Annotated in this window: 7 protein-coding genes and 1 tRNA gene; 7 read left to right on the top strand and 1 reads right to left on the bottom strand. The window is 50.3% G+C overall.

The window, feature by feature from the left end:
- The first annotated feature begins 6 nt into the window (after positions 1 to 6).
- The 4 genes from CWM47_RS11510 to CWM47_RS11495 all read left to right on the top strand — a co-directional run bounded on the left by CWM47_RS11510 (position 7) and on the right by CWM47_RS11495 (position 8,474).
- Positions 7 to 5,613, top strand: a complete 5,607-nt coding sequence (locus CWM47_RS11510) for an alpha-2-macroglobulin family protein (RefSeq protein WP_100988114.1) — start codon at positions 7 to 9, stop codon at positions 5,611 to 5,613.
- Between the two features lie 218 nt (positions 5,614 to 5,831).
- Positions 5,832 to 7,196 (top strand): hypothetical protein, encoded by a 1,365-nt coding sequence (locus tag CWM47_RS11505; RefSeq protein ID WP_100988113.1) that lies wholly within the window; start codon positions 5,832 to 5,834, stop codon positions 7,194 to 7,196.
- Positions 7,197 to 7,368: 172 nt separating this feature from the next.
- Complete coding sequence (locus tag CWM47_RS11500) at positions 7,369 to 7,881, top strand: gamma carbonic anhydrase family protein (RefSeq protein ID WP_100988112.1); 513 nt, start codon at positions 7,369 to 7,371, stop codon at positions 7,879 to 7,881.
- A 2-nt stretch (positions 7,882 to 7,883) separates the two neighbouring features.
- A complete protein-coding gene (locus CWM47_RS11495) occupies positions 7,884 to 8,474 on the top strand; it encodes a HupE/UreJ family protein (RefSeq protein ID WP_100988111.1) in 591 nt (196 codons plus the stop codon).
- Between the two features lie 15 nt (positions 8,475 to 8,489).
- Here the strand turns inward: CWM47_RS11495 and CWM47_RS11490 are convergent, their stop codons facing one another.
- A complete protein-coding gene (locus tag CWM47_RS11490; protein ID WP_100988110.1) occupies positions 8,490 to 9,230 on the bottom strand; it encodes a class I SAM-dependent DNA methyltransferase in 741 nt (246 codons plus the stop codon).
- Positions 9,231 to 9,299: 69 nt separating this feature from the next.
- Here CWM47_RS11490 and CWM47_RS11485 point away from each other — a divergent pair, with 69 nt between their 5' ends.
- The 3 genes from CWM47_RS11485 (at position 9,300) to CWM47_RS11475 (ending at position 14,279) form a co-directional block, all read left to right on the top strand.
- Complete coding sequence (locus tag CWM47_RS11485) at positions 9,300 to 11,684, top strand: M1 family metallopeptidase (RefSeq protein WP_100988109.1); 2,385 nt, start codon at positions 9,300 to 9,302, stop codon at positions 11,682 to 11,684.
- Between the two features lie 24 nt (positions 11,685 to 11,708).
- Positions 11,709 to 14,114 (top strand): M1 family metallopeptidase, encoded by a 2,406-nt coding sequence (locus CWM47_RS11480; RefSeq protein ID WP_100988108.1) that lies wholly within the window; start codon positions 11,709 to 11,711, stop codon positions 14,112 to 14,114.
- Between the two features lie 91 nt (positions 14,115 to 14,205).
- Positions 14,206 to 14,279 (top strand) — tRNA-Pro (locus CWM47_RS11475).
- The last annotated feature ends 107 nt before the right edge of the window (positions 14,280 to 14,386 follow it).

The raw sequence follows: 14,386 nt of genomic DNA, 5'->3' as shown, positions 1-14,386 counted from the left end.
CTATTCATGCGAACACTGCCTTACCTCCGTAACCTGTTTGTTACTCTGCTTCCTTTTCTGCTTTTTGATTGTTCGCGCTTATCATTCAATGAGGTGTCGGTGGTTGGTCGAAACTTTGATGAGGAGGTACAACAGACCCAGAATCTGACTTTTTCTTTTAATAAAAATATTGGCCCAACAACGCAGTTTGGCGATTGGGATTCAACGCAGTATGTGCGCTTTGTTCCGGCAGTGCGCGGCAAATTCAAATGGACAGCCCCCAACGAACTGGTTTTTTCGCCTGCTCTCGCCTTCGATCCAGCTACCGATTACCGCGCCGAACTTACCAATGATTTATTAAAGCGCTCTGACGATAAAGACCTGAAAATTTCGGGTGATAATATCGAGTTTCACACACCTTACCTTCAACTAACCAGCGTTGAAAACTGGTGGACACGCGCCCGCGAAAGCGGCCAGCCCGTTGCCAAAAGCCGACTTAATTTCAATTACCCGGTTTCGGCAGAAGAGGTCGTTGGCAAACTGGCTGTGTCTACAGATGGCAACCCCCTATCGGTGCTGAGTGCGCCCAACGATGCTCAGAATTCGGTTGCACTGACCCTCACGAATGCGCCGGGCTTAAAAAATGAGCAACCATTGGCAATAAAGCTGAACAAAGGGCTAAAAGTGCCAAAAACGGCTTTCGTCAGCAAAGAAGATATTAGCGAAACGAGTACGTTACCCTCGCGCTACAAGGTCGAAATTGCTGATGTGCAAACGAGTTTTGAGAATAACCGCGGGGTCGTGCGTGTCATTACAACGCAGGAGCTTCAGCCGGGAGAGCTGAGTCAGTACTATTCCATCCAGCCACAGGTAGAAACAACAGCCGAATTATCTGAAAACGGCTTCGTTATTCGGGGAAATTTTAACGAAGTGGACACCTATGTGCTAACCCTCACCGACCAGATTCGTGGCGTATTGGGCACAAAACTGGACGAACCCGTAACGCGTGATCTGTTTTTCGGGAAAATGCCCGCCAGTATTCAGTTCGCCAATAAAAAGGCCATGTATCTGTCGTCGAAGGGCGCACGTAATATTGGTCTGAACATCGTTAACGTGCCCAAAGTACAGGTCAAAATTGCGAAGGTGTACGAAAACAACCTCCTGAACTACCTGCGCTCGAACCGCTACGAAGACTATAAAGAAAACGCCAATGGCGAGTGGGGGCCATCGGGCATATTCAATTACAGCGACGATGAGGCTGGCGATTTGAGCGATGTTCTTGTTAGCAAAACCGTCGAAACAACCGATCTGCCCAAAGTTCGGGGCGTGTCAGCTTTGAATCTGGCGCTACCCGATCAGAACAATAATTTCCGTGAGCATCCACTCCGGGGCGTTTATCTTGTTTCGGTAAGCTCAAAAGACGAAGCCTTTTTGCAGGCAAGTCAGTTGGTTTCCGTATCAGATATTGGACTGATTGCCCGTCATACAAATGATGAGGTACTGGTTTGGGCGAACTCAATCCGTACCGGCGAGCCGTTACAGAGTGTTGAGGTAACACTGATCAGCAGTAATAACCAATCAGTTTATACACTCAAAACCGACGGAACTGGTTTTGTCAAATTCGAGAAAGTAACCGAAAAAGCCCCCGGTTTCAAGATTGCGTTGCTAACGGCCCGCACAACCAGTACCGCAGCAGTCCGGTCGGAACAGGACGATTTTAATTTCCTGTCTTTGCCCGATACACAGGTTGAAACATCGCGTTTTGAGGTAGAAGGTAAACGCGATAACGAATCCGGTTTCGATGCCTTCGTATATGGCGACCGCGATATTTATCGACCCGGCGAAACTATCCATTTTAACACCGTCATCCGGTCGCAAAGCTGGCAACGTGTGGGTTTGTCCACGCGGGGCGAATCCACGCCCGGCGAAATTCCGGTACTTATTCGTGTGCTGGCCCCCAACGGACGCGAAGTGAGGGCTATCCGCAAAACAACCAATGCCCAGGGAGCCGTTGCCACCGATGTGCCACTCGACCCGGCGGCCGTGACCGGCACCTATACCGTCGAGATTTTAAATGCGAACAACGTCCTGCTCACCTCACAGTCGATTAGTGTTGAAGAATTTGTGCCCGACCGGATCAAAGTCGATGTTGTAACAGATCGACAGTCCGACCCCACCATACCAGCCAACTACAAAGCGGGGCAGACGGTTACGCTGTCGCTCACGGCCATGAACCTGTTTGGCCCACCCGCTTCTGATCGGGCCTACGAAGTCGAACTTCAGCTTAAACGTAAGGCATTTGCGCCCAAAGGTTTTGGCGAGTATGATTTCGACATTGCCAACAGCCAGTCGCCAACGGGCGATGCGGCCAAAACGGATCTATTCCCGAAAGAACTTCGACAGGGCCGGACGAATGCCAACGGGCAGGCTACTGAACGGTTTCCAATTCCGGCTCTCTATGAGGACATTGGGTTATTGGAAGGCAAACTTTTTGTAACGGTCTTTGACGAAAACGGGCGTCCTGTTAACCGGCTCCGTCGATTGAATATCCTGACGCAGGACACGTTTTTTGGGGTGCGATTACCCGATAGCTATGTTGCAACCAATACACCCCTTGCCGCCGACCTTGTAGCACTCGATTTCAATGGACAGTTACGGGCCTCCGCTTCGGCTCTGGTTGAAGTCGTTCGCTATGATTACCAGACCGTTATTGAGAAAGAAGATAATGGCGGTGGGCAGTCGCGAATTAAATACACAACAAAACGTCGGGAGAAGTCGGTTTACAGCAATACCTTATTGTTCAAAGCCGGGAAAGCCGACTTTCGGTATGTACCAACGGTTTCGGGCGAGTACGAAATTCGCGTTCGTCGGCCCGGTGCGTCGGCAACGACCTACACGACAACCAGCTTTTATGCCTATGGCTTTGGCAGCACGTCGGCCTCGTCGTTCGATGTGAGTCAGGAAGGTCAGGTATTGATAACACTCGACAAGCCAACGTATCAAACCGGCGACAAAGCGACGGTGCTCTTCAAAGCGCCCTTCGACGGTAAGCTATTGGTAACTGTCGAGCGCAATCACGTTCTCGAACAGCACTGGCTTACGACTACTAATAAATCGGCGGAATGGAGTTTTTCCGTTGGAGCCGAGCATTTACCCAACGTGTACGTTACGGCCACACTTATTCGGGCCATGGACGCCACCAATCTTCCGCTCACAGTAGCACACGGATTTGCGCCCGTATCGGTGCAGGATGCCGATACAAAATTGCCCGTAACCCTCACGGCTGCACCGCAATCTCGCTCGAAAACGAAACAGACCATTCGCATCAAAACGGCGGCCAACGCACAGGTAACGGTGGCGGTAGTGGATGAGGGAATTTTACAACTCAAAAATTTCAAAACGCCTGATCCCCACGGCTTTTTTTATCAGAAACGTGCGCTCGAAGTCGACAGTCACGACCTCTACGCCTTGCTTTACCCTGAACTTTCGCTGAAGCCTGCGTCGAGTACGGGGGGCGATGGCTATGATCTCGAACGGCGTGTGAATCCGCTCAGCAACGGGCGTGTACGGCTGGTAGCCCTTTGGAGTGGCATTTTAGAAACCGGTGCCAATGGAGAAGCGGAATTCTCGGTCGATATTCCCCAGTTTTCAGGCGATTTACGCGTGATGGCGGTTGCCTACAAAGACAATGCTTTTGGTTCTGCCAACACCAACATGAAAGTGGCCGATCCTATTGTGATCAGCACGGGCGTTCCCCGTTTTCTGACACCCGGCGATCAACTCGAATTACCCGTTAACCTCAGCAACACCACAAAACAGGCAGCCACCGTTACTGCCCGCCTGAGCCTAACCGGCCCGCTGAGAGCCGATAGTGTAATCTCCCAGAAACTTACCATTCAGGCCGGTCGGGAAAGCCGGGCCATTTTCCGTATAGCCGCCACTCAGGCCATTGGTACCGGGGCGATTACAGTAACGGTGAATGGTTTGAACGAGACGTTTACCGAGAAAACCGACGTAACCGTTCGCCCGGCGGCATCCTTACAGAAAACAACACGTTCGGGAGCTATTGCTGGTGGGAAATCGCAGGTATTGCAATTAACGGGGGGTTTCCTGCCGGGTACGGCGCAGGCAAGTCTAACGGTAAGTCGGTCGCCGGTGGCGCAGTATGGCCGCGAGTTGTCGTATTTGTTAGGCTATCCGCATGGTTGTTTGGAACAGACGATTTCCAAAGCCTTTCCGCAATTGTATTTCGCCGATTTATCGAAACAGTTATCGACCAACACGTATTTCGTTCGAGCGGGAGTGAGTGATTTGAACCCTGCTACTAACATCCGGCAAGCAGTGCAAAAAATTGAGGGTCAACAAGTACAAAATGGTGGTTTCACGATGTGGCCGGGGATGGCCGATGCAGCTGGCCAATCGACTGTTGATCCGTGGGCTACTGCCTACGCCGTTCATTTCCTGGCCGAAGCGCAGGAAGCCGGTTACGAAGTTCGCTCCTCGGTGCTGAGTTCGGCCATTGACTTTCTGACAACTATTACCAACAGCCCTGCTACGGAGAACGCGGTTACGTTTGACGAAACAGGTGGTCGAACGGTGAAACAAGTGGCAAGCCGCACCAGTATTTACTCGCTTTATGCACTGGCCGTAGCGGGAAAGCCGAATCGGTCGGCCATGAATTACTACAAACAAAACGCGGGCTTACTGACAATAGACAGCCACTATTTGCTGGCTTCGGCCTTCTTCCGTGTTGGCGATACCCGTAATTATGCGGCTCTGTTACCCAAACGCTTTACGGATAATACGACAGGGCGGCAATCGGGCGGCAGTTATGCTTCGCCCCTGCGAAATCTGGCGCTCGTTCTCGACGCCCTCGTGGATACCGACCGCGACAACATCCAGATTCCAACAATGGCCCGGCAGTTGTCCGAAGCCGTAAAACAAACAACCTATTTGAACACGCAGGAAGCGGCATTTTCCTTCCTGGCGCTCGGCAAACTGGCCCGACAAACGACTGGCAGTACCGCCACGGCAGATGTAACGGCGGGAGGCAAATCGCTGGGTATCATGAATGGTAATCTGTTGAATCTGAAACGAGTGCCAACAAACGTTCCGCTCAGTTTGAGTGCAAAAGGCTCCGGCAATGTCTATTATTTCGCCCAGAGCGAAGGCGTGCCATCGAGCGGAAAAATCACTGCCGAAGACAATGGCTTGCACGTACGTCGGCAATACCTCAGCCGCGACGGGAAACCCATGAACGCCATTCGACAGAATGATCTGGTGGTTGTAAAAATCACCCTGAGCAGTAAAAACGGGCTGAATGTCCAAAACGTGGTGGTAACGGATTTGCTCCCGGCGGGTCTGGAAGTTGAAAACCCACGACTGACCGGAACGCCGGGCCGCGAAGCACGCGATATGCCCTGGATTGTCAAACCATCCGCACCTGATCATTTCGACCTGCGCGATGATCGAATCAATTTTTACACGTCCGCTACAGGCACCGAACGAACGTTCTATTACCTGGCTCGCGCGGTGTCGAAAGGTCGTTTCGTAGTAGGGCCGGTTTCTGCCGATGCGATGTATAATGCCGAGTACCGAAGTTATAATGGGGCGGGAGTCATTACCATTCGGTAAGCAGGTTAATGAGATAAGACATAGATCTCGTTCTTCAGGAGTTTGGTGGGTATTATATCAGGATTCATGTTTAGGCATTATAACTCCTGATATAACACCCGGCCAAACTCCTTTTTATTCCTAACATTTGCGTGGTCTGGTTGGTTATACCAGACGAAACAGAATTGATGCATGTATGAGCTGATATAGTCTGTATACTCAACAAAAGACACAACGTTATGAAAAGGAAAACATGGTTAGTAGGCGCTTTACTGGTGGCAATGGCGGGCTTGTCATCCTGCGCTTCGACTGAACGTATGATTTATGGGAACAATGAAAATAGCCGGGAGGATATTGTTCAACGTGACCGCAGCAGCAACTCGCGCAACGACCGGGATTCTCGCAACCGGGCCTATGACAATGATGAGGGGGGGATATTTAGTCGCCGAAACAGAGATCGGGACGACGACCGCACAGGCCGAAATGATTCGCGCAGTTCGCGGGATAATGATTCGTATCGGAACCCATATAGCTCTTCGGATGATCGGATGAGTTATCGGAGTAACGACTCAGACCGTCCAAGCCGTCAGTCGGGTAGCAGTTCGTACAACAATCGCTACAATAGCCGATCAGATGATCGGAATGATTCATACAGCGACCGCAATAATGATGACCGTTACGATAACCGACGCGATTCATACAATGATCGCTATGATGACCGGAACTCAAATGGCCGTTCATCTGACCGTCGTGATTCCTACAATGATCTTTACGACAGTCGGTCAAATGACAACCGTAATTCGTATAACGACCGCTATGATGATCGGTCATCAAACGACCGGTATGATAGCCGTAGTAATTCCCGCGATTCATATAATGGCCGTTCGGACTCCAATAACGACCGAAATCGGAATGACGACCGGAATGATAATCGTCAAAACGATGATCGCTATTCATCAAACGACCGGAATGATAATCGCCGGAATGACGACCGCATGCAGTCGGATCGCAACAACCAGTTTAGCTACAATGATCGACGCAATTCGGACGACCGGAACAACGATCGCGATAATCGGAACATGAACGACGACCGCCGGAACGATAACCGGGATAATCGTCAGAACGATGACCGGAACAATCGGGACAGCAACAACCGCAACGACGACCGTCAGTCCACAACATCCAACGATCGGGATAACCGTCGTAATTCTGACCAGAATCAGGATAACCGCGATAACCGGAACATGAATGATGATCGGAACGATCGTCAGAATGACCGCGATAATAACCGCAACAATGATCAATCCAGCGATCGCGACAAGCGTGACCTGACCGACCGTATTTCGGAGCAGATGGACAAAGTTGACAAACAGCTCGACGATGCAAAAGCTGAGGTAAAGAATGAAAGCAAGCGGGATCGCCGGAAACGCGAAGATCGCGTTAAGGATCTGGAAGACAAACGTCGTCAATTAGCCGACTCGTATTACAAAGTTCAACGGTCAAGTGCCGATGACTTTGATAAAGTGAAGAAAGACGCGGGCAAAATTGTCGATAACATTGGCAAGGATCTGGACAAAGCCGCCGATAAACTGGACAAGAAGTAAGAGTTGTGTAGTGCCGACCGTCCTGGTCGGGAGAATTGCATAGGCAACAATTTTTCTCCCGACCGGGACGGTCGGTATTACAGGGTAAAGGCTGATTCATAGAATCGGCCTTTTTTTGTTGGGAAATAGCCCGACAAAGCGCAAACCATCAACACCACATTATATTTGCGCTATGGCATTAATAAAAGCTGTTCGGGGGAATCACCCACAATTTGGCAACAACTGCTGGTTCGCTGATAACGCTACCATCGTTGGCGAGGTAATCATGGGTCGCGACTGTACTGTTTGGTTCAACGCCGTTATTCGGGGCGATGTTAATACCATCACCATTGGCGACCGAACGAACATTCAGGATGGGGCCGTTATCCATTGCACTTACCAGAAGCACAAGACCACCATTGGCAATAATGTCTCCATTGCCCACAACGCCATTGTTCATGGCTGTACGGTAGAGGATAATGTACTTATAGGCATGGGCGCTATTGTAATGGACGGGGCCGTTATTGGGTCGGGCAGTATCGTTGCCGCCGGGGCCATTGTTACTCAGAATACAGTCATTCCTCCCAGCTCAATTTATGCAGGTAATCCAGCCCGCTTCCTGAAAGCAGTTTCGCCTGAGCAGGCTGAGGTCTTTGCCCGTACAGCCAATAATTATGTCATGTACGCTGACTGGTTTAAGGAATAAGCATGGAAGATTTCCTCATTTACCTACGCTTAGGTTTCGACCACATTACCGACCCAAGAGGCTACGACCACGTTTTATTTGTGGTGGCACTCTGTGCGGTTTATACCGTTGGGCAATGGCGGCAGGTGCTGATTCTGGTGACAGCTTTTACCATTGGCCATTCCATTACGCTGGCCCTGGCAACGCTGCAACTTATCCACTACAAAACGGCACTGATCGAGCTGCTTATCCCCATTACAATCCTGATCACCGCCGTTAGTAACTTCTTTTTTCAGGAGCCTAAATCGCGGGGAATACCCAGGCCAACCACAAACCGCTCCTGGCGATATGGCCTGGCTTTAGCTTTTGGATTGATTCACGGCATGGGTTTCTCCAATTATCTGCGGAGCCTTCTGGGCCGCGAAGCCGAAATCGTGAAGCCTTTATTGGCCTTTAATATTGGGCTGGAAATTGGTCAGTTAGTTATCGTGAGCCTTGTACTGGGGCTGTCGTTTATCGTAATCAACATCCTTAAAAGTACCCGACTTCGCTGGACACTCGTTGTGTCGGGTATTGTTGCCGGTATGGCCTTATCATTGATTATCATGAAGTAAGCCATGACGCTTTTCTTACACCTTAGTTGCCACAACTACAACCGTACGGAAAGCATAAGTGTCAATTACCTGTTCATCAATGATTTGAAAGCCCGACAGTTGAAGCAATAACCGAATTTCGGCGGGGAGGAAAGCCCGCAATGTGGCCAGATCAGTAGCAATCGACTCTAACTGCCCATCAGGCGATTCCGTGAAAAATGCAGAATGCCAGTCCCACGTTAGTCCTGTTGCTAAGTTAGGGACGTAGCGACTTTGCCGAAGGTACTGCTGCCGGTCGTGCACCGCTCGGTGTTCGATTAACAACTCAGGGTCCATATCCGGCAAAAATGAACCGGCGTCAATAAAGTCAAAAATCAGTTTTCCATTATTAGAAAGGCATTGTCCAACATGGCGAAACGTGCTCAGTATGTCTTGATTATGAACAACGTAACTGATACTCCGTGCTGTAATGATCACCGCATCGAACAGGCGATCGGTCGTGAATGTTCGCATATCGGCGCACTCGAATTGAGCCGTTGGGCAGCGTTGGCGGGCAATAGCCAGCATTTGGGTACTGATATCCATTCCCCGGTAATCGTATTGCCGGTCTGTGAACCGTTTAGCTAGGTGACCACTTCCACACCCAATTTCCAGCACCGATGCTACCCTGTGTTGTTTTAGTAAGTCCGCATAAAGGTCAAACTCTTTATCGTAGTCGATAAACGTCTGGTACATGGCATCATACAGATAAGCCAGATCGGAATAGAGCTTTGTCATAATTGAATACGTCTTGCTACCTCTTTTTTTGTATTTTTACCCCTCTTATCAACAACTACAACCTGTTATATGCAAAAGATAATTTTGCTGGTGGCAACTTTGGCCATTCCTCTAGCGGCATTGCAAGCGCAAGTGCAGGCACCCACGCAACACGCCAACACGCGCTTTGAGCAATTGGGTCCCATGCTGCCTTCGCCGAATACCTTCCGTACGGCATCGGGAGCCCCCGGAAAAGACTACTTCCAGAATCGTGCCGACTATGATATTAAAGCTACGCTCGACGATACAAAACAAAAAATAACGGGTTCTGAAACCATTACCTACCACAATAATTCGGGCGATGCGCTCCCCTATTTGTGGATACAGTTAGATCAGAACACCTTCAGGGCTGATGCCGACAGCCGGACAACCCAAACCAGCACCATCAGCGAACAGGGTGCCAGTTTCCAACAGATCAGCGCGGGTGCGTCGCTGGCAGCAAAAGATTACGGGCATAAAATAACGGCAGTGCGCGACCAGGCAGGGAAAGCCCTCAAGCACACCATCAACCAAACCATGATGCGCATTGACCTGACCCAGCCGGTAGGCCCCGGTAAGTCAGTTACTTTTTCCATCGACTGGAACTTCAATATCGTTGATGTTAAAGCCATAGGCGCTCGGGGTGGCTACGAGTATTTCCCGAAGGATGGTAACTATATTTATGAAATAGCGCAGTGGTTTCCGCGCCTGTGTGCTTACAGCGACGTAACGGGCTGGCAGAACAAGCAATTTCTGGGGCAGGGCGAGTTCACCCTGATATTCGGTAATTACAAATTAGCCCTGACCGTACCAAACGACCACATTGTTGGTGCCACCGGCGAATTGCAAAACCCGACGCAGGTACTGACCCCAACGCAGATAAAACGCTGGAACGAAGCAAAAGGCAAAGGTGATAAGCCCGGCGAGAATCCAGTTGTTATCGTAACACAGGCCGAAGCCGAAGCCGCCGAAAAGGGCAAACCAACGGGTACCAAAACCTGGGTTTACAAAGCGGATAACGTCCGTGATTTTTCTTTTGCCACCAGCCGCAAATTCATCTGGGATGCCTTGCAGCCTAATGTAGAAGGTAAACGTGTTTGGGCCATGTCGTTGTACCCAAAAGAAGGCAATCCACTTTGGGGCCAATATTCGACCCGACTTGTGGCACATACCCTTATCTCGTACTCACGCCGGACAATTGCGTATCCGTATCCGGTTGCGTACTCGGTTCATGGACCGGTTGGCGGCATGGAATATCCAATGATCAGCTTTAACGGGGCTCGCCCGGAAGCCGATGGCACGTACTCTGTTGGTACCAAGAATGGCCTCATTGGGGTAATTATCCACGAAGTAGGTCATAATTTCTTCCCCATGATTATCAACTCCGACGAACGCCAATGGTCGTGGATGGACGAAGGCTTGAACAGCTTCATGGATGGACTAGCCAGTCTGGAGTGGGATGCCGATTATCCAGCCCGGGGCATCACCCCACAGGGTATTGTGCCCTACATGCGGCTCGACTCAAACTTACAGGTGCCTATCATGAGCAGCTCAGACAATATTCCGAGAGGCACTTTCGGCCCGAACGCCTATAGCAAACCAGCTACCGCACTCAATATCCTGCGCGAAACCATCATGGGCCGCGAACTCTTCGACTATGCCTTCAAAGAATATGCCCGTCGGTGGGCCTTCAAATCGCCCGAACCCGCTGATTTCTTCCGGACAATGGAAGATGCGTCCGGCGTCGATCTGGACTTCTTCTGGAAAGGCTGGTTCTACGGCGTACAGCCCGTTGATCAGACGCTGGTGAAAGTTGACTGGTTTCAGGCAGGATCGCAGAATCCGGAAATTGCAAAAGCTGAAGCCCGCGCAGCCGCTCAAAAGAGAGCCAATACCATCAGCAAACAGCGCGATGCACTGAGCAAAGACCAAACTGTTGTGGCTCAGGATAGTACCATGAAGGATTTTTACAATCGCTACGACCCCTATGCCGTAACCGAAGAAGACAAGAAGAAATATCAGGACTACCTGACGACACTATCTGCCGAAGAACGGGCGCTGGCCGAAGCAGGTACGAATTTTTATACCCTGTCGCTAAAAAACAAAGGCGGCATTCCAATGCCCGTTATTGTGCGGATGGAGTTCGAAGATGGCACCGATTCGATAGCCCGCTTTCCGGCCGAAATCTGGCGTTTCAACGATGTATCCATCAATAAAGTCATTGCCACACCAAAAAAAGTGAAGCAGTGGACGCTTGATCCATTCTACGAAATTGCGGATATTAACACCGACGACAACTCATTCCCGCCAGTTGCCCAGCCAACTCGTTTTCAGTTGTTTAAGCAACAGCAACGGGGTGGCGGAGCCGCTGGCCAGAACCCAATGCAGCAACAACGTCAACAGGCACCGGCTAAACAAGGCACCGGTCGAAACTAAGCAGACATCAACTTCTAATAAACCATGAAACAACTCTTGTTACTGGCTGGCCTGTCCTTTTGGTCCGTCGCTTCGATGGCGCAGGCACCGGCAGCCCCAACCCAAAACGCCAACACGCGCTTTGAACAACTAGGCCCGGTTCTGCCAACACCTAATACCTTCCGTACGGCATCCGGCGCACCGGGTAAAGACTATTTTCAGAATCGTGCCGATTACGACATCAAAGTCGAACTTGACGATGCGAATCAGAAAATCATTGGCACCGAAACCGTTACGTATCATAACAATTCGACCGATGAGTTGCCGTTTATCTGGCTTCAACTCGACCAGAATCTGTTTGCAAAAGGCTCTATCGGCAGCGTAACCCGCACAGGTGGCGTAAACGAAAGCGGCATGAGCTTCGCGCAGTTGCAGAATCTTACATCGGTTCGTGAGCGTAGCAGCCAGCAGGCTTCCGATAAATACGGCTATAAAATCGTATCGGTAAAAGATACCAAATCAGGTACTGCGCTCAAATACACCATTAATCAGACGATGATGCGGGTTGATCTGCCAACGGCCATTAAGCCCGGTGGTACCTATTCGTTCAATGTAGACTGGAACTACTTCGTCACGGAATATTACGGTCGGAGTGGTATGGAGTTTTTTGCCAAAGATGGCAACTATAACTACTTCATTGCCCACTGGTTTCCTCGCTTGTGCGCTTACAATGACGTGAACGGCTGGCAGAACAAGCAGTTCTTGGGCCAGGGCGAGTTCACGCTTATTTTCGGTAACTATAAAGTAGCGATTACCGCCCCCGGCGATCATATTGTTGGTGCCACCGGCGAATGCCAGAACTACAAGCAGGTATTATCTGCCACGCAGCAAAAGCGTATGGCTCAGGCAGCTACCTCCAAGAACCCGGTTGTTATCGTAACGCAGGAAGAAGCGGAGGCAGCTCTAAAAACAAAACCAACGGATAAAGTAGCCAAGAAAACGTGGGTATTTGCCGCGCAGAATGTACGTGACTTTGCCTTCACCAGCAGCCGCCGGTTTATCTGGGATGCGATGCAAACCGATGTTTACGGCGATGGGCGTAAAATCTGGTCGATGTCCTATTACGCAAAGGAAGGCAACCCACTCTGGGGACAATATTCGACCCGTGTTGTTGAGCATACGCTGAAATCGTACGGTAACCGGACCATTAAATATCCCTATCCGGTAGCTATTTCCTGCCATGCTACCGCTGGTGGTGGTATGGAATACCCCATGATTTCGTTCAACGGTGGTCGCCCGGAAGCCGATGGAACCTACTCAGACCAGACCAAGGCGGGCATGATTGGGGTCATTATTCATGAAGTGGGCCATAACTTCTTCCCGATGATCGTTAACTCAGATGAGCGTCAGTGGACCTGGATGGATGAAGGCTTGAACACATTCTGTCAGTATCTGGCCGAGAAAGAGTGGGATTATAATTTCCCGAGCCGCCGGGGTGAGCCTCAGTACATTGTCGATTACATGAAATCTGACAAAGCCGTATTGTCGCCAATCATGACCTCGTCCGATAACGTTATTGGTCTTGGACCAAATGCCTACGCAAAACCCGCAACGGCCCTGAATATCCTGCGCGAAACGGTGATGGGCCGTGAACTATTCGATTACGCGTTCAAGGAATATGCGCGTCGCTGGGCGTTCAAATCACCCGAACCCGCCGATTTCTTCCGCACACTGGAAGATGCTTCGGGCGTTGATCTTGACTGGTTCTGGAAAGGCTGGTTCTACGGTGTTGAACCGGTCGATCAGGATTTGGTAGAGGTCGATTGGTTCCAGGTTGATTCGGGCAATCCAGAGGTGACGAAAGCCGCTGCCCGCGCCGAAGCCAAACGTCGCGCCGGTACCGTTAGTAAGCAGCGGGATGCCGCTATGCAAGCCGAAACGGTTGTTGCAAAGGATTCGACTATGAAAGACTTCTACAACAGCTACGATCCGTATGCCGTAACGGAAGCCGACAAGAAGAAATATCAGGATTATCTGGCAACCCTGAGCCCAGATGAGCGGAAGACACTGGAAACAAACGCAGCAACTAATTTCTATACGTTGTCGCTGAAGAACAAAGGTGGCCTGCCCATGCCGGTTATTATTCGGATGCAGTTCGAAGATGGCACGGACTCCGTTGCTCGCTTCCCGGCCGAAATCTGGCGTTTCAACGATGTATCGATCAAGAAAGTAATTGCAACGCCGAAAAAAGTTACGCAGTGGGTTCTTGACCCTTATCAGGAAATCGCCGACATCGACACGGAGAATAATGCATTCCCCCGGATGGCGCAGCCCACGCGTTTCCAGTTGTTCAAGCAACAGCAGCGCTTCGGCCCGCAAGGCCCGAATCCAATGCAACAACAAAAGAAGGCAACACAGCCTCCCGCTGTGCAGGGTAGTGGGAAGAATTAAATGAAGAGTGAAGAATGAACAATGAAGAATACAAATTTTCGATATTCTTCATTGTTCATTCTTCACTCTTCATTACCTTTGCAATCCAATTCGGGATGTAGCGCAGTCCGGTAGCGTGCTTGCATGGGGTGCAAGAGGTCGTGGGTTCGAATCCCGCCTTCCCGACTTTTATATTCAGCCACTTACATACTTTGTAAGTGGCTGATTTATTTTTAGGTACCCAGATCTGACACTAAGATATTTCGGTTAGAACCACGGTAGCTAAAAATCTT

The sequence above is a fragment of the Spirosoma pollinicola genome (assembly GCF_002831565.1).
In the GTDB taxonomy this organism is placed as follows: Bacteria; Bacteroidota; Bacteroidia; order Cytophagales; family Spirosomataceae; genus Spirosoma; species Spirosoma pollinicola.
Note: the sequence above shows the minus strand (reverse complement) of the source record. Positions and strands in the feature narration are given on the sequence as shown.